General features: G+C 74.2%; 23 protein-coding genes. 15 read left to right on the forward strand and 8 right to left on the reverse strand.

What is annotated here, in order from left to right:
* Positions 1-24 precede the first annotated feature (24 nt).
* From IG88_RS0126770 to IG88_RS0126785, 4 genes are all read left to right on the forward strand, one after another.
* On the forward strand, positions 25-195 hold the full coding sequence (locus IG88_RS0126770) for a hypothetical protein (protein ID WP_030399537.1): 171 nt from the start codon (positions 25-27) through the stop codon (positions 193-195).
* 211 nt (positions 196-406) lie between these two features.
* A complete protein-coding gene (locus tag IG88_RS44500; protein ID WP_234332315.1) occupies positions 407-1,240 on the forward strand; it encodes a hypothetical protein in 834 nt (277 codons plus the stop codon).
* Between the two features lie 779 nt (positions 1,241-2,019).
* Entirely contained in the window at positions 2,020-2,355 is a 336-nt protein-coding gene (locus IG88_RS0126780; protein ID WP_031046306.1) for a MerR family transcriptional regulator, read from the forward strand.
* A gap of 240 nt (positions 2,356-2,595) precedes the next feature.
* Positions 2,596-3,753 carry a Cmx/CmrA family chloramphenicol efflux MFS transporter gene (locus IG88_RS0126785; protein ID WP_031046309.1) on the forward strand — a complete coding sequence of 386 codons (1,158 nt, stop codon included), beginning with the start codon at positions 2,596-2,598 and terminating at the stop codon, positions 3,751-3,753.
* Positions 3,754-3,808: 55 nt separating this feature from the next.
* Here the strand turns inward: IG88_RS0126785 and IG88_RS0126790 are convergent, their stop codons facing one another.
* Positions 3,809-4,660 carry an alpha/beta fold hydrolase gene (locus tag IG88_RS0126790; RefSeq protein ID WP_031046312.1) on the reverse strand — a complete coding sequence of 284 codons (852 nt, stop codon included), beginning with the start codon at positions 4,658-4,660 and terminating at the stop codon, positions 3,809-3,811.
* 122 nt (positions 4,661-4,782) lie between these two features.
* Between IG88_RS0126790 and IG88_RS0126795 the strand changes: the two genes are divergently transcribed.
* The 6 genes from IG88_RS0126795 to IG88_RS0126820 all read left to right on the forward strand — a co-directional run bounded on the left by IG88_RS0126795 (position 4,783) and on the right by IG88_RS0126820 (position 11,412).
* A complete protein-coding gene (locus tag IG88_RS0126795) occupies positions 4,783-5,196 on the forward strand; it encodes a winged helix-turn-helix transcriptional regulator (RefSeq protein WP_031046315.1) in 414 nt (137 codons plus the stop codon).
* 80 nt (positions 5,197-5,276) lie between these two features.
* Positions 5,277-6,149, forward strand: coding sequence for an AraC family transcriptional regulator (locus IG88_RS0126800; protein WP_063760647.1), 873 nt, complete (start codon positions 5,277-5,279; stop codon positions 6,147-6,149).
* Between the two features lie 161 nt (positions 6,150-6,310).
* Positions 6,311-6,973, forward strand: coding sequence for an ABC transporter ATP-binding protein (locus IG88_RS0126805; protein WP_031046335.1), 663 nt, complete (start codon positions 6,311-6,313; stop codon positions 6,971-6,973).
* A 98-nt stretch (positions 6,974-7,071) separates the two neighbouring features.
* Entirely contained in the window at positions 7,072-8,136 is a 1,065-nt protein-coding gene (locus tag IG88_RS0126810; RefSeq protein ID WP_031046339.1) for an iron-siderophore ABC transporter substrate-binding protein, read from the forward strand.
* A gap of 14 nt (positions 8,137-8,150) precedes the next feature.
* Entirely contained in the window at positions 8,151-10,271 is a 2,121-nt protein-coding gene (locus IG88_RS0126815; RefSeq protein ID WP_420712103.1) for an iron ABC transporter permease, read from the forward strand.
* A gap of 61 nt (positions 10,272-10,332) precedes the next feature.
* Entirely contained in the window at positions 10,333-11,412 is a 1,080-nt protein-coding gene (locus IG88_RS0126820; RefSeq protein WP_031046343.1) for a peptidase C39 family protein, read from the forward strand.
* 24 nt (positions 11,413-11,436) lie between these two features.
* On the opposite strand, the gene IG88_RS0126825 is transcribed toward IG88_RS0126820, so the two are convergent.
* The 4 genes from IG88_RS0126825 to IG88_RS0126840 form a co-directional block, all read right to left on the reverse strand.
* Positions 11,437-13,329, reverse strand: coding sequence for an alkyl/aryl-sulfatase (locus IG88_RS0126825; RefSeq protein ID WP_031046345.1), 1,893 nt, complete (start codon positions 13,327-13,329; stop codon positions 11,437-11,439).
* A 55-nt stretch (positions 13,330-13,384) separates the two neighbouring features.
* Positions 13,385-14,494, reverse strand: a complete 1,110-nt coding sequence (locus tag IG88_RS0126830; protein ID WP_234332317.1) for a PP2C family protein-serine/threonine phosphatase — start codon at positions 14,492-14,494, stop codon at positions 13,385-13,387.
* A 232-nt stretch (positions 14,495-14,726) separates the two neighbouring features.
* On the reverse strand, positions 14,727-14,936 hold the full coding sequence (locus tag IG88_RS0126835) for a DUF2945 domain-containing protein (protein WP_031046350.1): 210 nt from the start codon (positions 14,934-14,936) through the stop codon (positions 14,727-14,729).
* A gap of 100 nt (positions 14,937-15,036) precedes the next feature.
* Complete coding sequence (locus IG88_RS0126840) at positions 15,037-15,438, reverse strand: hypothetical protein (protein WP_031046352.1); 402 nt, start codon at positions 15,436-15,438, stop codon at positions 15,037-15,039.
* 249 nt (positions 15,439-15,687) lie between these two features.
* Between IG88_RS0126840 and IG88_RS0126845 the strand changes: the two genes are divergently transcribed.
* Together IG88_RS0126845 and IG88_RS0126850 are read left to right on the forward strand one after the other, a co-directional pair.
* Positions 15,688-16,320, forward strand: coding sequence for a bifunctional 4-hydroxy-2-oxoglutarate aldolase/2-dehydro-3-deoxy-phosphogluconate aldolase (locus IG88_RS0126845; protein WP_031046353.1), 633 nt, complete (start codon positions 15,688-15,690; stop codon positions 16,318-16,320).
* 95 nt (positions 16,321-16,415) lie between these two features.
* Entirely contained in the window at positions 16,416-17,366 is a 951-nt protein-coding gene (locus IG88_RS0126850; protein ID WP_037836783.1) for a sugar kinase, read from the forward strand.
* Positions 17,367-17,415: 49 nt separating this feature from the next.
* Here the strand turns inward: IG88_RS0126850 and IG88_RS0126855 are convergent, their stop codons facing one another.
* A complete protein-coding gene (locus IG88_RS0126855) occupies positions 17,416-17,841 on the reverse strand; it encodes a hypothetical protein (RefSeq protein WP_031046357.1) in 426 nt (141 codons plus the stop codon).
* Positions 17,842-18,054: 213 nt separating this feature from the next.
* Here IG88_RS0126855 and IG88_RS0126860 point away from each other — a divergent pair, with 213 nt between their 5' ends.
* On the forward strand, positions 18,055-19,071 hold the full coding sequence (locus tag IG88_RS0126860) for a zinc-binding dehydrogenase (RefSeq protein WP_037836768.1): 1,017 nt from the start codon (positions 18,055-18,057) through the stop codon (positions 19,069-19,071).
* On the opposite strand, the gene IG88_RS0126865 is transcribed toward IG88_RS0126860, so the two are convergent.
* Positions 19,043-19,852 (reverse strand): thioesterase family protein, encoded by an 810-nt coding sequence (locus tag IG88_RS0126865; RefSeq protein WP_031046360.1) that lies wholly within the window; start codon positions 19,850-19,852, stop codon positions 19,043-19,045. The genes IG88_RS0126860 and IG88_RS0126865 overlap by 29 nt on opposite strands.
* A gap of 179 nt (positions 19,853-20,031) precedes the next feature.
* Here IG88_RS0126865 and IG88_RS0126870 point away from each other — a divergent pair, with 179 nt between their 5' ends.
* Entirely contained in the window at positions 20,032-20,373 is a 342-nt protein-coding gene (locus tag IG88_RS0126870; RefSeq protein ID WP_031046362.1) for a DUF3140 domain-containing protein, read from the forward strand.
* On the forward strand, positions 20,366-20,797 hold the full coding sequence (locus tag IG88_RS0126875) for a hypothetical protein (RefSeq protein WP_031046364.1): 432 nt from the start codon (positions 20,366-20,368) through the stop codon (positions 20,795-20,797). The genes IG88_RS0126870 and IG88_RS0126875 overlap by 8 nt, the downstream gene beginning before the upstream one ends.
* 25 nt (positions 20,798-20,822) lie before the next feature.
* Here the strand turns inward: IG88_RS0126875 and IG88_RS0126880 are convergent, their stop codons facing one another.
* Complete coding sequence (locus IG88_RS0126880) at positions 20,823-22,199, reverse strand: cryptochrome/photolyase family protein (RefSeq protein WP_031046366.1); 1,377 nt, start codon at positions 22,197-22,199, stop codon at positions 20,823-20,825.
* Positions 22,200-22,368 lie beyond the last annotated feature (169 nt).

The raw sequence follows: 22,368 nt of genomic DNA on the forward strand, positions 1-22,368 counted from the left end.
TCGGTGGTCTGGAGGTTGATAACTATGGTTCCCCTGCTTCTTGTGCTTCTCCTGGCCCTGATCCTCTTCGGCGCGGGCTTCGCGTTGAAGGCGCTCTGGTGGATCGCGGTCGTCGTGCTCGTCGTGTGGCTGCTGGGCTTCCTCGTCCGGCCCGCCGGCAGCGGAGGCCGCAGGGGCCGCTGGTACCGCTGGTAGCCGGCAGGCCCAGGTGCGTGCCGCGCGTGGCTGCCCGAACGGCGGGCCCGGTCGCTCGACCGGGCCCGCCGTCGTGCCGGGACCCGCTGCCTCACCGGGTGCGACTCCACCGCGGCCGCCGGGATCGGCATAGGGCCTCAAACTCGCCATACTGGTCAAAATGGGATGAAATTCCGAAGGGTCAGTTCGGCGAGTTCCTGGAGGCGCAGCGATGCAGCAGCACGCCGAGGACGGAAGCGACCGCACGACGGACGCCGCGGAGGAGCCTGAGCCGTACGACGACGGGGTGTACGACGACGGGACGGCGCAGGAGGACGCCGCGGTCCAGGGCGACGATCCGGCGGCGGGGCGCCCGGCGGGGCGCGGGCCCGACGTCTTTCTGGACGTCCCCCGGCTGAAGGTCGACGAGATCGACCTCGACGTCGAGGACCTGCGGGCCCGGGTGTCCCTGCAGGCCGAGGTGCTCGACCTGCTCAAGCTGAACGTGGGCGCCGACGTCGCGCTCGGCCAGGTCCACCTCGGCATCTCGGGGGTCGAGGCACAGGCCCGGCTCGAGGTCCGCCTGGACAACGTCGCGCTGATCATCAACCGGGTTCTCACCACGCTCGACCGCAACCCGCAGATCCTGGAGGAACTGGCCCGCGGCGTCGGGTCGGCCGCGGGCGACGTGGGCCGGGGTGCCGGGAGCGCCGTGCGGCACGTGGGGGAGGGGGCCGGCAGCGCGGTCGAGGACGTCGGCGGCGCCGCGGGTGAGGCTGTGGGAGAGGTCGCTCAGGACGTCGGTGATGCCGTCGAGGGCGTCGGCGGGAGGGCGGGGGAAGCCGTCGCCGAGGTGGGAGGCGTGGCGGACAGGGCCGGCGCGGGCGCGGGCGCGGGCGACGCGGCGCGGGAGGCCGGACAGGCTGCCGGGCGACGCGTTCGACGCACCCCGGAGGCGGCCGGGGGCGGAAACCCTCCCCGACGGCGCCGTATCCGCGATGACGGGTCAGGGGCGGCGCGCCCCACCGCGCGCCGGAGTGCCGGGAAGCGCGAAGAGCCGCCGTGAACGGGGCCGTCCGGACCCTCGGCCGCCGAGGCCCCCGCCGGGCGTACCGCGGGTCCCGCCCCCGAAGTCTCCTTCGACGCCGTCGTCGGCGGCGACCGGCTGCGTTTCGCGGAGTCGCCACGGACCCGCGTCTCCTTTCCGGGGAGCGGAGCGCGCGCGTCGGTGTCCCGCACCGAGCGGACCAACCTGCCCCGACGGGTGGAGCCCGGGCGGGACTATCGCGACGTGACGGTGAGGTACCGCCTCGCCAGTCGCCTCACCGGGACCCCGCGGGACGGGGCGCCGTCGGACGAGGACGGTCGGTGACGGGTTCGGCCCGGAGTCCGGAGAAGCAGATTCGAAGCAGTCGCCATTGCAGAAAATCTGTAGCGCCCGGAGTAGACATTCGGGCTCGCGGGGGTTAGTGTCATGGACGTAGCCGAAAGTCAGTAAGGCGCGGCAGGGACGGACTGCCGCGCAAGCAGGCCGGCGACAGGAGCGGCCCCAGGGGTCGCGCAGCAGTACCTGTCGCCGGTCCGTACGGATTGACGGAAGAGGTAAGGAGCAGAACGCCATCAGGATCGCCCGGGGTCGGGACGATGTCCCCCCGGGTACCGCAGACCCCGGATTGGAAGGTGGTCCCCGGTCACGCAGCCGCGATCCCCGCAGTACCGCCCTCGCGGGTGGACCTGCGACAAGAGAAGGCCGGTGCAGTCAGCCGGCAGATGGTGTTGAAAGCTCGGGGCCCGGGTGCCGTACGGCGCTCGGGCCCCTCGACGCGTTCCCGGAAGAAGAGGTCTATGCCCCCTCGCAGTACCCGCCCCACCGACAAGTTCGACGACGACGACTATCCCGCCTACACCATGGGCCGGGCTGCCGAGATGATCGGTGCCACGCCGGCCTTCCTGCGAGCGTTGGGCGAGCACCGTCTGATCACGCCGCTGCGGTCCGAAGGCGGGCATCGCCGCTACTCCCGCTATCAGTTGCGTATGGCCGGCCGTGCTCGCGAACTCGTCGACTCCGGCACGCCCATCGAGGCCGCCTGCCGCATCATCATCCTTGAGGACCAGCTCGAGGAGGCCCAGCGCCTCAACGAGGAACTCCGCGGTCACGGTCGGTCCGCACCTTCGGCCTGACCCTCCTCGCCCGTGAAACCGACGTGCTCCCACGGGCATCGGTCGGGTAGCGTGCGCGCCATGTCGAGTCCTGAGTCGGACAGGTCGGGGGCTTGCGGTCACGCCGTCGGCCCCCTGAACCACTGAGTCCGCAGCCCTGTCGCCGCACCGCTTCCGCGGTGCGACGAGAGTGCGCCGTGCCCGGGGCCGGCCGCGGTGACGAGATGACCTCTCGTGTTTCTCTCACCTCGGAGCCACTCGATGCCTCTCCCGCTGTACCTGCTCGCCCTGGCCGTCTTCGCCATGGGCACCTCGGAGTTCATGCTCGCCGGCCTCCTGCCGGACATCGCCTCGGACCTCGACGTCACCGTCGCGACGGCCGGGGCCCTCACCTCGGCCTTCGCGATCGGCATGGTCGTCGGTGCCCCTCTCGTGGCCGCGCTCGCCCGCAACTGGCCCCGCCGCGCCGCCCTTCTGGTGTTCGTACTCGTCTTCGCGGCGGCCCATGTCGTGGCAGCCGTCACCACCAGCTTCCCCACCCTGTTCGCCACTCGCGTCGTCGCCGCGCTCGCGAACGCGGGGTTCCTCGCCGTCGCCCTGACGACCACCGCCGCCCTGGTTCCGCCCGACCGGAAGGGACGCGCGCTGGCCGTACTGCTGGCGGGCACGACGCTGGCCACGATCGCGGGTGTTCCCGGCGGCGCGGTGCTCGGCACATGGCTCGGCTGGCGGGCCGCCTTCTGGGCCGTCGCCGCCCTCTGCCTGCCGGCCGCCCTCGGCATCCTGACGGGGATCCCGGCGGGACGCGCGGCCAACCGGGCCACCGGCGGACCGGCGTTGCGAAGCGAGCTGGCCCGGCTCGCACGGCCGCGGCTGGTCCTGGCCATGCTGCTCGGCGCGCTCGTGAACGCGGCCACCTTCGGGAGCCTCACCTTCCTCGCCCCCGTGGTGACCGACGGCGCCGGACTGGACGAGTCGTGGGTCTCCGCCGCTCTGGTGCTCTTCGGCGCCGGTTCCTTCGCCGGTGTCACCGTCGCCGGGCGGTTGTCCGACCGGCGACCCGGTACGGTCCTCGCCGTCGGCGGTCCGTTGCTGCTCGTCGGCTGGCCGGCCCTGGCGATGCTGGCCGCCGAGCCGGGCGCTCTGTTCGTCCTCGTGTTCGTGCAGGGCGCGCTGTCGTTCGCGCTGGGCGGCACGCTGATCACCCGGGTCCTCTACGAGGCCGCGGGAGCCCCCACCATGGCCGGCGCGTACGCGACGGCGGCCCTCAACGTGGGCGCCGCCGTCGGCCCCGTCGTCGCCGCGGCCACCCTCGACGGCGGAGCCGGGACCCTCGGGCCGCTCTGGGCGAGCGGTGTCCTCGTCGCGGTGGCGCTGCTCGTCGCCCTCGCCGGCCGCGCCAGCCGCATGATCGCGTGATCCCTGCCCGCCCGCGGGAACCGGGGGCAGGGCCCGTCCGGGTCCCGGCCTCCGATCACGCCGCGTTCCCGTCCCCGCCGGCCAGGAACGGGCGCAGCAGTGTGAGCAGGGCGCGCGGGCGGTGCAGCGGGATGATGTGGCCGCAGTCCTCGAGGAGGTGGCCGGTGAGATCGTCGGTGACCGGGCGGAGCTGGCGTTCCAGCGCGGCACCGACAGGCCGGGCGCCCAGCGCCATCGTCGGCACCGTCAGGCGGGCGGTGGCGACGGCGCGCTCGATCTGCGCCGCGCTCTCGGGCAGCGCCCGGTAGTACGCGAACGCGCTCCGCAACGCCTGGCGCCCGGTGTACGCCCGGACGAAGGCGTCGCGGAGCCCGGGGCGCACCCCGTCGCCGAGCGTGCCGGTGCGCAGGAACCAGTCGACGTAGGCGGCCTCGTGGCCCTCCAGCACGGTCTCGGCGAGGCCGGGCCCGGCCGCATGGAAGCCGAACCACCAGGGCGGACCGCCGGCGAGGAAGTCCTCGGCGCCGGGCAACCCGCCCAGGAGGGACTCCATGACGACCAGGCGCCGGACGAGACCGGGGCGGCGCAGGGCGAGGAGGAAGGCCGGCGCGGAACCCGCGTCGATGCCCACCACCGCGGCCGAGGAGACGCCGAGCGCGGTGAGGAGCGCCGCGGCGTCCTCGGCCAGCGTGCCCGCGTCGTACCCGGAGGCGGCCCGGCTGCTCGCGCCGAACCCGCGCAGGTCCGGCGCGACGACGCGGTGGCGGCCCGAGAGGCCGGCCATGACGTCCGTCCACAGCTCCCAGGTGTGCGGGAACCCGTGCAGCAGCAGGACGGCCGGGCCGGAACCGGCGAGGGCGACGTTCAGTTCGACACCGTTGACGGGGATGCGCCGCAGTTCGGGCATGGGGGCTCCAGGTGATGAGGGAGGGAGGGGTGAGGAGGGGTGAGGAAAGGTGACCAGGTCACGCTAGGGAACTAAACTGGCCCCTCCAAGACGGCACTTTCCCTTCAGGTGGTGAGCCCCGAGTGACCACCCCGAGGACCGGCGAACCCGGCCGGCGGCCCGGTGAGCGCGGCGACCTGCTGGACCCGCGCTGCCCGACCCGCCAGTTGCTCGACCGCATCGGCACCAAGTGGACGTCGATGGCGGTCAAGGTGCTGGCCGAGGAGGCTCCGGACGAGCTGCGGTTCGCCGAACTGCGCCGCCGTATCCCCGGCATCTCGCAGAAGATGCTCTCCGTCACCATGCGGAGCCTGGCCCGGGACGGCCTGGTCGCGCGCCGGGTGGAACCCACGGTGCCGCCCGCCGTCCACTACCGGCTCACCGAGCTGGGCCTGTCCCTGGAACAGCCGCTCGCCGCCCTGCGGGTCTGGGCCGAGACACACATGCCGGAGATCGACCGCAGCAATCGGCTCGCCGACGAGGCGCCCTCCGGCTAGGTCGTGCGTCGGTCGTGCGTGGAAGGTGCCGGTCACCGCCCTTCGGGGCCGGTCGGCGGCCCCCGGATATGCTCGGCCGCATGGTCCGATCGTCCCGTGGTGAGGCGAGCCCCGGGATGTGGCGCCGGGAAGCGGGCACCGTCGTGCACCGGAGCGTGGCGCTCCCGGAGCAGCCGGGCGGCCCGTTCGCCATCACCGCCGGGTTCCGGGTCTCCCGCGTCCCCACCGAATGGGCGCCGCACTCGCACCCCCTGCACGAACTCGTCTGGGTGCGCGGCGGAACACTGACGTCACGCGTCGCGGACCGGGTCTTCACCGTGTCCGAGGGGCACGGGCTGTGGATGCCCGCCGGAGTGGTGCACGGGGGCAGGGCGACGGCGGGGGCGCGCTTCCACGACGCCTTCTTCGCCCCCGACCGCACGCCGATCGCGTTCGGGGAGCCGAAGGCGATCGCCATGACGCCGCTGCTCGAATCCTTGTTGACCCACCTGTCCCGTACCGATCTCGACGCGGCGGCCAGGACACGGGCGGAGGCGGTCGTCTTCGACGTGCTCCGGCCGGCCGACCGCCAGTTCGCGCTGCCGGTGCCCGACGACGCCAGGATCGACGCGCTCGTCGAGACCCTGCTGGACGACCCCGCCGACTGCCGCTCGCTGGCGGAGTGGGCCCTGCGGCTCGGCCTCAGCGACCGCACCGTCACCCGCGCCTTCCGGCAGGCGACGGGTCTTTCCTTCGCGCAGTGGCGGCAGATGCTCCGGGTGCATCGGGCGCTGACGCTCCTGTCCGAGGGCGTCGACGTGACGACGGTCTCCGAGACGCTCGGCTACGCACAGCCCAGCTCCTTCATCGCCGCCTTCCGACGCGTCATGGGCACCACGCCCGGCGCGTTCTTCGACGCCGCGGACGGATCCGGTGATGTCCGGAATCCCGTATCGGGTGTCGAGAACTCCTGATTGTGGACACCGCAAGCGGAATATAGCCTTCTCGGAGTTAGGTAACCCTTAGTTGTTGCTCGCCGTGATCGGTGCTGCCCGCACACGGGCGAGCCCGGTCCGTCCGGTGCAGGCGGACAGGGGTGCCGCAACCCCGCCCCTCCGACCCTCCGGACGCATCGATGATCACACGCCCCGCCCGCCACACCGGTGGCCCGGCCGCCGTCCCCGCCGCACCCTCCGCCGCCCTCAACGGGTACGGCCCGGAGCTGCGGTACGACGGCAAACCGGTCGTCCACGGCGTCTCGGTGGACCTGGCGGCCGGACGCGTGGCCGCCCCCGTGGGGCCGAACGGCAGCGGGAAGTCCACGCTCCTGCGCGCACTGTCCCGACTGCACCGGACGGACGGCGGCCGGGTGGCGCTCGGCGGCCGCGGCGGCCGGCCCGAGCGCGACGCGGCGCCGCTCAGCGCCCGCGAGTTCGCCCGTGAGCAGCGGGTCCGGCTCGCCGCCTGCCTCGCCCGGGAGACCGGCGTCGTACTGCTCGACGAACCGACCAACCACCTGGGCCTGCGCCACCGGATCGAAACCCTCGACCTCGTGCGCGACCTCGTCGACGAGCACGGCATCGCCGTCGGGATCGTGCTGCACGACCTCGACCGGGCGTCCCGCGTCGCGGACACGCTGGTCCTCCTGCGCTCCGGACGCGTCCACGCGGCGGGCGCGCCCACCGGCGTCCTCACCGCCGACAACATCGGCGAGGTGTACGCCATGCGCGTCGAGGCCGCCGCGGACCCCCGCACCGGCCGGCTGCGCACCGACCCCATCGGCCGGCACCTCGCCTGAGGCAGGGCTCGGGCCGCCCGCACCCGGGCCCTCGCACACGGCCCCCACCCACTCCACACCACTGCGACACCGCACAAGAACAAGAAAGAGGCCCCTTCATGAACCGTGTCCGTCGCCTGGCGGCGTCAGCCTCCACGGGGCTCGTCCTCCTCGCCGCAACGGCCTGCGGCACGACCGACGTCGACAAGGCCGAGGCCGGCGGCGGCACCGGCGCGTCGCCCGCGTCCAAGGACTGCGCCTCGGACACCACGACCACCTCGACCGGCCCGGTCTCCTTCAAGGACGGCGTCGGCCGGCAGGTCGAACTGGACAAGCCCGCCCAGCGGATCGCGGTCCTGGAATGGCAGCAGGTCGAGGACGCGCTGACGCTGTGCGTCACGCCCACCGCCGTCTCCGACGCGAAGGGATACAGCACCTGGGTCAGCGCGGAGAAGCTGCCGAGCGGGGTGACCGACATCGGCACCCGTGAGGAACCCGACCTCGACACCCTCTACGCGGCCAAGCCGGACCTCGTCGTCGTGGAGGCCTTCGACGCCGAGGACGAGACCGTCGCACGGCTGGAGAAGCGAGGCGTACCCGTGATGGCCACGCGCGGCGCGGACCCGGACGACCCGATCGGGAACATGCGGGAGGTCTTCGCCATGATCGGCAAGGCGACGGGCCGCACCGAGCGGGCCGACCAGGTGCTCGAGGAGTTCGACGAGCACCTCGCGAGCGCCAAGCAGCGGGTCGCCGACGCCGACCTGCCCACGAAGGACTTCCTCTTCTTCGACGGCTGGCTCCAGGGCGGCAACCTCACCGTCCGCCCCTACAGCGACGGCGCCCTGTTCACCGAGATAGGCAAGGAACTCGGCATGAAGCCCGCCTGGACCGACGCCGTCAACAAGGACCACGGCGACGGAGGCGTCGACCCCTCCTACGGCCTCGCCCAGACCGACGTCGAAGGTCTCACCGCGGTGGGCGACGCCAACCTCTTCTACGCCAACGACGAGGGAGCCGGCGGTTACGTCGCGGCGTTGCGGAAGAACCCGATCTGGAAGACCCTCCCGGCCGTCAAGGAGGGCCGCGCGCACTCGTTCCCGGCGCGCGTGTGGGGCGCAGGCGGTCCGCGCTCCTGCGAGCAGGCGATCGACGCCTACGTCGACGTACTCGACAAGAAGTGAGCACACCGCGCCAAGTGAGCACGTCGCGAGAGATCACCACACCGCGGGTGCCGGCACCCGGCGGGCACCCGCTGCCGCGCGGCGAGCGCCGCACCGGGCCCGCCGGAGCCGCCGTCCTCCTCGCCCTCCTCGTCGTTGTCGCCCTGGTGGGCATGTGGCACCTGACGCAGGGGACTTCGCAGGTCGGCGCCGGCGACCTGGTGCGCCACCTCACCGGGCAACGGGAACACGCCGGCCAGGACCCGGTCGGTGAGGTGCTCATCGGCTCGCGCCTGCCGCGTCTGCTGGCGGGAGTGGCGGTCGGGTTCGCCCTCGGTGCGGCCGGGGCGCTGCTCCAGTCCGTCACGCGCAACGCGCTCGCCTCACCCGACACCCTCGCGGTCACCGCCGGCGCCCACTTCACCCTGACCCTGGTCGCGGCCTTCGGACTCGCCGTCCCGCTGTGGGCCTCGGGCGCCGTCGCCCTCACCGGCGGCCTGGCCGCGGCGGCGCTCGTGCTGCTGCTGGCGGGACGGGCCGCGGGCACCGCCGGTACCCGCCTGATCCTCGCCGGATCGGCGACGGCGATGGCCCTGGACGCGGCGACCGGATCGCTCCTCGTCCTGTTCGACCAGAACACGACCGGCCTCTTCGCCTGGGGCAGCGGCTCGCTCGCGCAGGTGAACATCGACGCCTCGGTCCGTGCCTGGCCCGTCCTGGCCGTGGCGCTGTGCCTGGCCCTGGCCCTGTCCCGGCGCCTGGACGTGATGCACCTCGGCGACGACACCGCGGCCGGTCTCGGTGTGCCGATCCGGACCACCCGCGTGACCGTGGTGCTCTGCGCGGTGCTGCTGACCAGCACGGCGGTCACACTCGCCGGACCGATCTCCTTCGTCGGCCTCGGCGCCCCCGTCGTGATCCGCCTGATCGCGGGGCGGGTCCGGGCCCTGCGCCGGCACCTGTACGCGGTCCCCGCGGCCGGGCTGGCCGGCGCGCTGCTCATCCTGCTCGCGGACGCGGTGCTGCGCGCGGTCCAGGGCGCGGACGGGGCCGCCGCCATACCCACCGGCGTACCGACCGCGCTGCTCGGCTCGGTCGTGATCGTGGTCCTCGCGCTGCGCCTGCGGGACACGGGACAGGTGCGGCGGCCTCCGAGCGCGCGGGTCGCCGCGCGTTCGCACCGCGCGTTCCTCCTCGTGGTGTGCGCGGCGCTGGTCCTCCTGGCGGTGGCGGCCCTCGCGGCGGTGCTGGCGGGAAGCCTCTGGCTGCGCACCGGGGACCTCGTGCTCTGGGCCCGGGGCGGCGCGCCGGACCTGATCGGCCAGGCACTCGACGACAGGGTCCCGCGGGTGGCGGCCGCGGTGCTGGCCGGAGCGGCCCTCGGACTGGCCGGATGCGTCGTGCAGGGCGTGGTGCGCAACCCGCTGGCGGAACCCGGCGTACTCGGCATCACGGCCGGTGCCGGACTGGGAGCGGCAGGCGTGGTCACGGCGGGCGTGCCCGGCGGGCAGCCGGTCCTCGTCGCCGTGGCCGTCGCGGCGGGGCTCGCCACGTTCGCGGTGATCGCCCTGCTGTCCTGGCGCGGCGGCTTCCTGCCCGACCGGTTCGTGCTGATCGGCATCGGCTGCGGCTACGGGCTCAGCTCGGTCACCACCTTCCTGCTGCTGCGCGCCGACCCGTACAACACCCCGCGCATCTTCACGTGGCTGTCCGGCACGACCTACGGCCGGACCCTGCCCGACGTCGTGCCGGTCGCCGTGGCGCTGCTGCTGGCGCTCCCCGCACTGTTCGCCCTGCGCGGCCGGCTGGACCTGCTCGCCGTCGACGAGGACACCCCGCGCATCGTCGGTGTCGGGGTCGTACGCACCCGCTTCCTCGCCCTCGGGATCGCCGCGGTGCTCGCCGCGCTCGGCGTGGTCGCCGTCGGCGTCGTCGGCTTCGTGGGACTCGTCGCCCCGCACCTCGCGCGGTCGCTGGTGGGCGCCCGGCACAGCCGTGCCGTCCCGGTCGCGATGCTGCTCGGTGCCGTGCTGGTCTGCGTCGCCGACGCCCTGGGGCGGACCCTCGTGGCACCGGCCCAGATCCCGGCGGGCCTCATGATCGCCCTGGTCGGCGCCCCCTACTTCGTCTGGCTGCTCAGGCAGTCCCGGGAGTGAGCCGGGCCGCAGCGTGCCCGTCCCTCCCGCCCTCTCCCAGCCCGGTCCCAGGAGTTCTCGCATGCCGTCCCGGACGGAAACACCCTCGCGCGGCACCGTCGTCCCGTTGACGCCCGACACCGCACCGATGCTGTGGCAGCGGCTCGAACGCCATGCCGTGCCCGAACGCTGGCGGACGGTGGACCGCTCGGCCCACGGTCCGCGGATCGTGGCGGTGCCGGACGGCGACGGCGAGGACTGGACCGGCGCCGCGCTCGTGACGGCCCGCCCGCACACCGCCTACCTGAAGATCGTCGACGCCGTCGGCGACGTCCGGGCGGCCGCCGTCGCGGTCGTCGCCCACGCACGCGACCAGGGGCTGGCGCAGGTCAAGTGGGAGGGCTGGACGGTGAGCGCCGAGGACGCCGCTGCCGCGGGCTTCACCCCGCTGAACCCGCCGCTCACGCCGGTCGGTGCGGCGGAGCCCGCTTCCGCCTACGTGCGCTGGCTGCACGGGGATGCGGTGAGCGAACCGCCGTACTACGGGCAGACGACGCACTTCACCTGCGGCGCCGTCACGGCCCTGGTCGCGGCGGCGCACGCGGGGACGGTGCCGCGGGCGGCGCTCGACCGGGAGTCGGAGCTGTCCCTGTGGCGCCGGGCCACCAACTTCCCCGCCTGCGAGCCCGTCGGACTGGGTGTCGCCGCGCGACGCGCGTGGCCGTCGGTCCCCGTCACGGTCCACCGCGACGTGGATCGCCCAGTCCTGCTCGACCACTGCTCCGAGGACGAGCGGGAATGGCGTGCCCTGTTCCAGCGGATGTCCCGTACGCAGGCCGAGGACCTCGGTGTCCCGGTCGATCCGCGCCATCTCTCGACGGCCACGATCCGGAGCACGGTCGACCGGGGGGAGCACGTGCTGCTGCTGATCTCCCTCGCCGGAATGCAGGGCTTCGACGTCCCGCACTGGGTGCTGTGCCACGGAGCCGTGCCCGGCGCCCTCGTGATCGAGGACCCGTGGGCCGCCACGTCGGCGGGGGACACCTGGGCCGACGCCCATCTGCTGCCCGTTGCCGACGCGGCGCTCGACACCATGGCCGCCGTCCCGCCCGACCCCTTCCGGGGGGCCGTCACCCTCGGCCGCCCGCCGCGGAGCGCGTGACGTGCTGCGGTACGCCGCCGACGGTCAGGGCGTGACGATGGGGAAGTCGCGGTCGCCGGGGTCGAGTACGGCCGCGAGCCGCGCGAGGGCCGTGGTGTCGCCGTCGGTCCGGATGCCCGCCTCGGCCAGTGCCTCGGGCGTCGGACTGCCCAGGGCGAGGGCGGGCAGTTGGCGGGTGGTCGTGGTGAGGGTGACGTCGGCCGCGTCCCGCTGGGGTGCGTCGGTGTGGGTGAGGACGCCGTTGGCCAGGCGCAGCCGGTACTCCTCGCCGGTGTCGGTGAGGACGACGTCGACGGCGATGTGCTCGTCCCATGCCTTGGGCCCGTCGATCTGGACGGCGAGGGCGTCGAACAGCAGCCGGGGACTGAGGTTGGCGATGATGTCGGCGGAGGCGGTGACGGTGGGGGTGCCGAACCGGCCCTCGCGCAGTTCGACGGCGCCGGACAGGTAGAAGTTGCGCCAGGTGCCGTTCTCGGCGCCGTAGCCGAGCTGCTCGTAGGTGTCGGCGAGCAGTTCGCGCGCCGCGGCGTGGCCGGGCTGGGCGAAGACGACGTGGTTGAGGACTTCCGCCGCCCAGCGCAGGTCACCGGCCTCGAAACAGGTGCGGGCCTTGTCGACCACCGCGTCGGCGCCGCCCATGAACTCCACGTAGCGGCGTCCGGCCTCGGTGGGGGTGTGCTGCCACAGGTGGGCGGGGTTGCCGTCGAACCAGCCCATGTAGCGCTGGTAGACGGCCTTGAGGTTGTGGCTGACCGATCCGTAGTAGCCGTGGGTGGACCACTCCTTCTCCAGCGCCGGCGGGAGCTGGAGGTGCTCGGCGATCTCGGTTCCCGTCCAGCCCTTGTTGATCAGGCGCAGGGTCTGGTCGTGGAGGTAGCCGTACAGGTCGCGCTGGACGCTCAGGAAGTGCTTGACGCGGTCCTGGCCCCAGGTGGGCCAGTGGTGGGAGGCGAAGGCGACGTCGGTGGTGTCGCCGAACAGGCCGATGCACTCGGTGAGGTACTGCGACCAGTTGTGCGGGTCGCGGACCACCGCGCCGCGCAGGGTGAGCAGGTTGTGCAGGGTGTGGGTGGCGTCCTCGGCGGCACACAGGGCCCGCAGGCCGGGGAAGTGGATGAGCATCTCCGAGGGGGCCTCGGTGTCCGGGGCCATCTGGAAGACCATGCGCACCCCGTCGACGGTCTCCTCCTGCCCGGTCGTGGTGATCTCCACGGTCGGCGCGATGAGGCTGACGGTGCCGGTCGCGGTGGTCTGGCCGAGGCCGGCGCCGACCTGCCCCCGTGGGCCGCGGGGCAGGGCCGCCCCGTACATGTAGGCGGCGCGGCGGGCCATCGCGGTGCCCGCGTACACGTTCTCGGCCACCGCGTGCCCGGTGAAGCCCTCGGGTGCGAGGACCGGCACGCGTCCGGCGTCGACGTCCTCCTGGGTGGTGACGCCCTTGACACCGGCGAAGTGGTCGATGTGGGAGTGCGTGTAGACGACGCCGGTGACGGGGCGGTCGCCGCGGTGCTCGCGGTACAGCGCGAGGGCGGCGGCGGCCGTCTCCACCGACAGCAGGGGGTCGATCACCACGACGCCGGTCGCCCCCTCGACGAACGTCACGTTCGACAGGTCCAGGCCGCGCACCTGGTAGATGCCCTCGACGACCTCGAAGAGGCCCTGCTCGGCGACGAGTTGACACTGGCGCCACAGGCTCGGGTTGACCGTGTCGGGAGCGTCGCCCGCCAGGAAGGCGTAGGTGTCGTTGTCCCACACGACGCGCCCGTCCTCGTCGGTGACGGCGTTCGGCTCCCGGCGTGTGATCAGCCCGCGGGCCGCGTCCTCGAAGTCCTGCCGGTCGGCGAACGGCAGGCGCTCCCGGAGTACGGCCTGCTGCCGGGCGACGAAGGGCTGGGCCGGCTTCGCTGCTGAGGTCATGCGGCTCCTTCGTGGCGCGGTCGGTGGATCACTCGTCCGTGGCGCGGTCGGTGGATCACTCGTCCGTGGCGCGGTCGGTGGATGACTCGTCGTGGGACGGTGCGGGCTGCAGGGCGATGGCGACGAGGTCGTCGGTCAGGGCCGGGGCCCAGCGGGCGACGTCCTCCTCGAGGAAGGTGACGAGTCCGGTCGGAGAGACCGCCCTGCCGGTGTCGGTGCAGTGGGCCTGGAGCTGTTCGCGCAGCGGATAGAACGTTCCGGAGCTGTCGCGGGCCTCGGTGACCCCGTCGGAGTAGGCGAGGAGGATGTCGCCAGGATCCAGGGCGTGCGTCACGGTGCGTGGGGGAGCGGTCAGCAGGTCGCCCATGCCCAGCGGCAGGCTGTGGTCCATCTCCAGGACGGACGCCGTGCCGTGCCGGACGGTCAGCAGGGGCTGGTGGCCCCGGTCCAGGATCCGCACGGCGCGTGCGTCCGCGGCGAATTCGAGCAGGACGGCCGTGGCGAAGACCTCGTCCGCCGGCCCCGGTGCCTTACCGCGGGCGTAGGCCGGCCTGCCGCCGCCCATCGGCTCCGCCGGAGGGTTGTCGCGGTCCAGTTGGAGGGCCACGTCGATCCGCTCGGCCACCTGGTCCAGCGACGGCTGGAGCAGTGCCGCCTCCTGGAACGAGGAGATCACCGTGGCCACGGTCTGTGTCGCGCTGACGCCCTTGCCCTTGACGTCCCCGACGATCACCCGGATGCCGAACGGTGTGGGGCGGACGCTGTAGAGGTCCCCGCCGATGAGTGCCTCGTCGTCGGCCGCCCGGTAGAAGCCGGCCAGGCGCAACGGGCCGATCCGGGCGGGCAGCGGACGCAGCAGGGCCAGTTGCACGGCCTCGGCGACCGCCTGCACGCTGCGGAAGCGGCTCTCGGCCCGCTGGCGCACCACACACAGCGCCGCGGACAGCACGGTGACGGCGGCCAGGACGGTCAGGGCGACGATGGTCATCGGACCGACGTAGTCCTCGACCGTCTCGGTGACCACGAGCAGCACGCACCCGGCGGCGCCGACGGCGAGGACGCCGAGCGGCGGGTACGTGAAGAGGGCCAGCACCACCGAAGCCGTCAGCAGCGCGCCGAAGAAGTAGCGCGGCGGTGTCACATGGTCGAGGACCAGGGTCGCCACGACGAGGGCGGGCGGAACCCAACGGAGCCATCGCGGCGGCCAGGGGTGTTGCTTGTCCCACTGCCTGTGCTCCGCGGCGGCACGCCCGGCACCCACACTGTCACCCCGTTTCGCACGGACCCCGGTCCGGGACCTCGGTGAGCATCATGCACGAACCGGTACGCAGGGGACGGCAGCAACCCGCCCTGCCGGGCATGCTCGCGTCAGCAGAAGCGGTCATGGCGGCCTCGCACTACGCCTTCGTCAGTGCTCCGCCCTTGTGCATGGCGAGACGGCCGGTCCTGTCGCTCTTGATCTCGTACTGCGGATCGTCCGCGGAGCAGCGGCGCGTGCGGCCCTTGAACTCGACGTCGTGCGTGTGCTTCTCGACGACGACGCCCTCGACGTACCCGGCCTCGGAGTTCCAGCGCACGTGGTCTCCCACGGAGAAGTCGCTCGCCATGTGAGGTGCCTCCCTCGGTTCTCCGGCCGGCGCGTCGTCCGCCGGCCGGCACGCCGACCGGCCCGGCGGGCGGGCCGGACCGGTCGGAGGTCTTCCGCCGTCAGTGGTGGCCGTGCGGTCGCAGCCATTGCGGCCGGTGGGAGGCCGGGCGGCGTTGAGCGGCCGGCTCGTACGTGTCGCTCGTCGTGCTGCCCCGGCCCTCCAGCCGGCCGGCCAGTGCGTCGCGCTCGGCGGCGGCCTGCTTGGCGGCCTCGCGGTCGCCGCGGCGCCTGCGGCCCCGGTGGCGCGCCAGCACGGTCCCGGCCATGAGCATCCACATGCCCAGGCCGAAGATCAGCGTCAGGGCGATGCCGCCGAGGAACGCCCCGAGCGTACTGATCGTGAATGGCTGACTCCCCAGCAGTGTCACGGTGTAGTCCGGACCGCCGGACAGGTTGTACGCGATCAGCAGGCCTGCGAAGGCGGCGGCGCCCGCCATGAGCAGGAGACCCAGCACCAGCATGTTTCTCACCTCGTCGCACGTGGATGTCCTCCACCCGGGTCACCATGAGGAATGCCGCAAAACGCGCAACCTGGACATGGATGGCTGTCTGACGCCCCGTCGCCGGTGCGCCGCGGCCGCTCCTGCCCGTCGGCGACTTCCGGACCCGGCCCGCGGACCAGCGGCGATGGCCTTCTACCCTGGTCGCCGAGTGCCGCCCCGCGCCGGCCGGCCCCGCCCGCCCCCGAACCCCCAGAAGGAGCCCTGCCCGTGGATCTGCGAGCCGCCCTCGCCGCCCACCGTCTCGTCGCCATCGTGCGCGGCGACGACGCCGACGCCGCGCTGCGCACCGTACTGACCCTGGCCGAGGAGGGTCTGGAGCTCATCGAGGTGTCCCTGACCGGCAAGGACGCGCTCCAGGTCGTCGAACGGGCCAGAGCGGCCCTCGGACCCGACCGTCCCCTGGGCGCCGGCACGGTCCTCACCGCCGACGACGCCCTGGCCGCCCACCGCGCCGGCGCCGACTTCGCGGTCACCCCGGGCCTGGGGGAGGGTGTCGTGGCCGCCCGCGAGCTGGGCATGCCCGTCCTGGCCGGTGTCATGACACCCACCGACGTCGTCACCGCGCGCACGCTCGGTGCCGCCGCGCTGAAGATCTTCCCGGCGGCGCAGGCCGGCGGGCCCGCGTATGTCAAGGCGCTGCGCGGACCCTTCCCGCACGAGGTGTTCGTCCCCGTCGGCGGCGTCGACGAGGCGGCGGCCCGCGCCCACCTGGCGGCCGGTGCCACCGCCGTCGGGGTCGGCTCCCCGCTGACCGGCGACGCCGCCGACGGAGGCAGTCTCGACGCCCTCCGGGTCCGCGCCCGCGCCTTCCGCGCCGCCGTGGCGGAGGCCCGGCCGTGACCTGCGAGGGGGACGGCTCCCCGAGCACGCACGAGGGCGAGGCCCCCGGCACCGGCCCGCGGGCCGCCGGCCCCTGGCGGCCGGCGCGGGGACCCGTGGTGTGCCTCGGGGAGACCATGGCGGCCCTGGCCCCGGCGCCGCCCGACTCGCTGGACGGCGCGGACTCGCTGCGGCTGTCGGTGGCCGGCGCCGAGTCGAACGTGGCCATGTACCTCGCCGACCTGGGTGTGTCCGTCTCCTGGCTCTCCGCGGTCGGTGACGACGCACTCGGCCGCCGGGTGCGGACGGCCGTCGCACGGGCGGGCGTGGACGTCTCCGGCGTGCGCACCGACCCGGCACGGCCGACCGGGCTGCTCCTGAAGGACCCGGGCGCCGCCGGGACCCGCGTGCACTACTACCGCGCGGGCTCGGCGGCCTCGGCGCTCGCTCCCGACGTCCTGGACGACGAACGGCTCGGCGGGGCCGCCCTCCTGCACCTGACCGGGGTGACCCCGGCCCTGTCGCCGACCTGCCGGGCCCTGGTGGAACACGCCCTGCACACCCCGCCGGCCCGGCGCACCCACGCCGTCAGCTTCGACGTCAACCACCGCCCCGCACTGTGGCCCCCGGGCACGGCGCCCCGGGTGCTGCGGGACCTGGCCGACCGCGCCGACATCGTCTTCGTCGGCCTGGACGAGGCACAGGACCTGTGGGGTGCGGGCCTGACGGGAGCGGACGTCCGCGGGCTGCTGAGCGGACCGCGCGTCCTCGTCGTCAAGGACGGCGGGCGGAGCGCCACCGCGTTCACGGAGCGGGAGGTGTGCGACGTGCCCGCCCTGGCCACGGAGGTCGTGGAGCCGGTCGGCGCGGGCGACGCGTTCGCGGCCGGATTCCTCGCCGGGCTCCTGCGGGGCACGGACCTCACCCGTGCGCTGCGCCTGGGGCACATCACCGCCGCCTCCGCGCTGAAGGTGGTGGGGGACCACGGGCCCCTGCCCGGGCAGGACACCGTCGCGGCCATGCTGGCCCTCACCGGGCCGGACTGGTGCCGGGCGCGGATGCCGTAGCGCGCCGGCCGGCCGGGCGGAGTCCCGCGTCGGCCCCCGGCGGGCGCGGTCAGCAGGACCTGCGCGTGGCTCCGTCGACGACGAACCCGACGCCGATGCCGAGCATCCACGTGTCCTTCGCCAGGGCCGTCCCCTCCTGCGTCGGGCGCAGGCTGCCCTCCTCGCGCATGCCCGGAGTGCGCAGGTACAGGCCCATCAGTCCGGCCGAGAAGGCGGTCAGACCGGCGCCCGCCAGAGCCGTCGGTACGACCGGCAGGAGCAGCGCCGTGCCGAGCGCGATCTCACCGGCGGAGAGGAGACGGAGGAAGGTGGCGGGCCGCAGTCGGCCGAGGAACGGATAGGTGTTCTTCGCCATCCCGTGCATCATGGCGGCGGTCTGCTCGTCGGCCCCGCGCTTGGCCAGACCCGAGTTGAGAATGAAGGCCCCGGTGGCCAGTCGCGGGGCGACGTGCCTGAGCTCGATGGGCAGGCGCATGGGAACTCCTAGCGGCGATTCCGGAACAGGGGGAGGCACGGACGCAACACGCGAAGCACGGACGTGCGAAGAGACGAGGAAACCAAGACGCGCCCACGCTACGGCGGGCGCGGGCCCCGCGCAGCGCGGGCGTACGGAGGCTGCTCCGACCGGGGCACGGCAGCCGGACGGTCCACGGGCGCGACGGCACCGGCCGGTTCCTAGCATGAGGGCATGAACGCCACCGTCCCCCACACGATGCACGCGGCGTACGTCGACGCCGTCGGACCGGCCGACGCCATCCGCTACGGCGAGCTTCCCGTACCCGCGACCGGGCCCACGGACGTGCTCGTGCGGGTCCGGGCCGTCGCCGCCGACCCGGTGGACACCTTCGTGCGGTCCGGGGCGTACGCCACCCCGCTGCCCCTGCCCTTCGTCGTCGGCCGGGACCTGGTGGGCGAGGTGGCGGCGGCCGGGCCCGGGGCCGCCGGGTTCGCCCCCGGACAGCCGGTGTGGTGCAACAGCCTGGGGCACGCGGGCCGGCAGGGCTCCTTCGCCGAATACGCCACGGTCGCCGCCGACCGGCTCTATCCCGCCCCCTCCGGCGTCGCCGCCGACGAACTCGTGGCCGCCGCGCACCCGGCGGCGTCGGCCTGGCTGGCGCTGTTCCGGCACGGCCGGCTGCGGGCGGGGGAGACCGTCCACGTCGGGGGCGGCGCCGGGAACGTGGGCGGTGCCGCCGTCGCCCTCGCCGCCCGGGCCGGCGCCCGGGTCGTCGCCACGGCCCGGGCCGAGGACGCCGCCGCGGTACGCCGGCTGGGCGCGGCCGAGGTCCTCGACTACCGGTCGCCCGACCTCGGCGAGCGACTGCGCCGGGCCGCTCCCGACGGCTACGACGTGCACCTGGACACGTCCGGACACGGGGTGCTCGCCGACGCCGTGGACCTGCTGGCCCACGGCGGGCGCCTGGTCGCGATGGTCGGGCTCGGGCAGGGGGCCGCCGAACTGCCGCTCGGCCGGCTCTACACCCGGGACGCGAGCATCGTGGGCTTCGCCATCAGCAACGCCTCGGTCGCCGACCTCGCCGACGCGGCCCGGGGCGTCGTCGGCGTGCTCCGGGACACGCCGTGGCGCCCGCGCATCGCCGGCCGCCTGCCGCTGTCGCGGGCGGCCGAGGCACACCGCGAGCTGGAGTCCGGACGAGTGCGGGGACGCCTCGTCCTCACGCCCGGGGCTGAGGACGGACGGTGAGCATCTGCTGGGCGTGGCCCACGGGGCCGTCCACGTCGTGCAGCACGGTGCTGGTGATGCCCTGACCGGTGGGCCCGAAGACGACGGTGGTGTCCAGGCCGGTCCAGCGGCCCCGCGGCGCGCGGTGCAGGTGCAGGGTCAGGTCGACGTTCGGGAACATCCACTCCCGGGGCGACTGGCGCACGGCGATGCCGTTGGCCGTGTCGACCAGCGCGACGTAGGAGGCCAGCGGGCTCGCGGTCTCCCCGGCGACCAGGCCGAGGCCGGTGGAGACCCAGGCGGTGGTGCGGCCGGGGGAGGGCGGTGCGAGCGGACGCACGTCCAGGGAGGCGATGTAACCGCCGGGCCACTCGGAGTCCATCGGCCAGCGGGCGAGCGTGTCCGGCGCCGGGAGCGGTTCCGCACCGCCGCCGGCGACAGCGCTCGTGTCCCCGTCCGCGAGCAGCCAGGCCCTGGCCCGCGCCACCGACCGGTCCGCTATGAGCACGGTCGCCTCGACCAGCTCGATGGTGCGTCCCGGGCGTACCGTCTCCACCCGTATCTCGCACTCGTCCAGCGCCGGGCGGCCCAGGATGTCGAAGCTGATCCGGCTCAGTGACATGTCCGCCGCGCCGGGACGGCCCGCGAGGTGGCCGTCGACGGCGTGGACGATCAGACCCCCGAGCGGACTGAAGTGCTGTTCGTCCGGGCTCCACGCGCCGCCCGCGTGCGGGGTGGGCTTGTAGCGGTGCTCGTCGATCCGCTCGTAGTAGCTGTCCGGGGTCGCTGTGCTGGTGTTCAACGGGCTGCTCCTGGAACGACGGCGGTGCGGGGCGGCGCGCGGGCGGGCCAAAACGGCGGCGCCGGGGCCGCGACCAGGATAGATCGGCGGCGAATCGGCCCCGGCCCGAGTGGGGTGCCCCCGGGCGGGGAACCCAGATGTCCGTCGAGGACCCGCCGGCGGTGAAGGAGTGAGGTGTCGTGGACGGCGACGAGCAGGACGAGACCCGGGACGCGTTCCACGAGCTGGTGAACATGACACCGGCCGCACTGGACCGGTGGCTCGACAGCGACGAGTCCCGCGACGCCGGGCACCACCAGGACGGCGGCGAGTCCGTCGGGCACGCCTCCGGACGCCGGATCGTGGAGATCCTGCGGAAGAAGAAGAGCGACCTCTCCGACGACGACTACGAGCACATGCGCAAGGTCGTCGGCTACGTCCGCCGGCACCTGGCCCAGCGCCCGTCCGGCGACGTCGCGCACACCCGGTGGCGGTACTCACTCATGAACTGGGGCCACGACCCCCTGGAGCGCCATGGCTGACGACGCCCACCGGCGCCCCGAGGGCGTGAGCGACGCGACGGTCGAGGCCCTCGGGTCCCTGTCCAAGGCCCTGGAGACGACCGAGTGCGCCCGCGGCCACCTGTTCGCCTTCCATCAGTGCACCGGCTCGGCCGACTTCGAACTCGACCGGGCGGTCGAGCTGCTGAGGGCCGCCGGGCACGGGGACTGGGCTGAGCGCGTCCGCACGGAGATCCTGGGCCGCAACGTCATCCCGGGCCACTGGACGTTCCAGATCGTCGAGGCGTACGACCGGACGTACTACCAGCCCTTCCGCGACCTGGAGCGGGAAGCGGTGGCGCGTCTCGCCCAGGGCCGCCACCACCTGTACGAGGCGGAGCTGAAGGAGGCCCGCCGGACACGGAACCACCCGGACCACACCTCCCGGCCCGACGGCCCCGCCTGACCGGGCGTCCGCGGCCCGCCCGGGCTCAGTCGCGCCCCCGCGCCCGTCGGAAGCGGTCCAGGCCCTCGGAGAGGCCGACGACCGGGTCCGCGTAGTCGGTGTACGCGGACCGCCGTGTCCTCGGCAGCCGCCAGGGCTCGTGCACGGCGCGGCCCTCCACCCCGGCCAGTTCGGGCACCCACCGCCGGACGTACGTCCCGTCCGGGTCGAAGCGCCGCGCCTGGGCCGTGGGGTTGAGGACACGGTGCGGGCGGGTGTCCGTGCCGGTGCCCGCCGCCCACTGCCAGTTGAGCTGGTTGTTGGCCACGTCGCCGTCGGCGAGCAGATCCAGGAAGTGCCGGGCACCGACGCGCCAGTCCACGTACAGCGTCTTGGTGAGGAAGCTCGCGACGAGCAGGCGGCCCCGGTTGTGCATCCAGCCCTCGTGCCGTAGCTGGCGCATCGCGGCGTCCACGACCGGGTAGCCCGTGCGCCCCTCCCGCCACGCGGCGGCGTCCTCCTCGGCGGCGGCACCGGTGCGCCAGTGGTCGTACCGGGTTCGGTAGTCGGCGGCCGAGGCGTGCGGGCGGGCGGCCAGTACCTGGTGGTGGAAGTCCCGCCAGGCCAGTTGCCGTACGAAGGCATCCGGGCCGGGGCCGCCGACGCGCCGGGCCCGGTGGACCAGCTCGACGGGGGAGAGGGCACCGAGGTGCAGGTCGGGGGAGAGCCGGGAGGTCGCGTCGGAGGCCAGGTCGTCGTGGTGGTCGGCGTATCCCGCGATGCCGTCGCGCAGCCATGCCGTCAGGCGCTTCCTGGCCGCCCGTTCCCCGCCGGCCGCCAGCCCCGGGGACAGCCCGGCCAGGCCGTCGCGGGACGGCAGCGGCTCGGAGCCGACGCCGTCCGGGACACGGACGCTGCGCGGCGCGGCCAGCGGCTCGCGGACGGAGTGCTCGCTCCAGCGCCGGAAGTACGGTGTGAACACCGCGAAGTGGTCGGAGGCGGCCGGGGTGACGGCCCCCGGGGCCAGCACGGTCGTCACGGTGTCGTGGACGTGCAACCGAAGGCCCCGCGCCTCGAGCGCCGACCGCAGGTGCTCCTCGCGCCGGTGTGCGTACGCGCTGACGTCGGCCGCCATGTGCACCTCGTCGGCGTCCGCCTCCGCGGCCACCGCGCACACCTGCGTCACCAGGTCCCCGGACCGGACGACGAGCCGCCCGCCCCGGTCGCGCAGGCCCGCATCCAGGTCCCGCAGGCAGTCGGCGAGCAGGGCGAGCCGGTTGGGCGCGGCGAACCCGGCGGCGTCCACGGCCCGGTCCCGGACGAACAGCGGCACCACGGCCGCGGAGCGCCCGAGGGCGGCCCGCAGCGGCGGATGGTCGTGCAGCCGCAGATCGCGGGTGAACAGGACGACCGACGTGACCATGGCGCTCCTTGCGAGGGGTCCGGGCGACGCTACCCGACCGGAGGAACCCGGCCACGGGGACGCGCGGGGACGCCGCCGCGCCGGGGGAGGAAGCGGTGGGATGCTGTCGGCCGGGGTTGGCGGGGCTGGCGAGACGTTCCGAGAGGGGTGGCGGGGCCTCGGCGGTGAG

The sequence above is a fragment of the Streptomyces sp. NRRL F-5650 genome (assembly GCF_000721365.1).
Lineage (GTDB): Bacteria > Actinomycetota > Actinomycetes > Streptomycetales > Streptomycetaceae > Streptomyces > Streptomyces ardesiacus.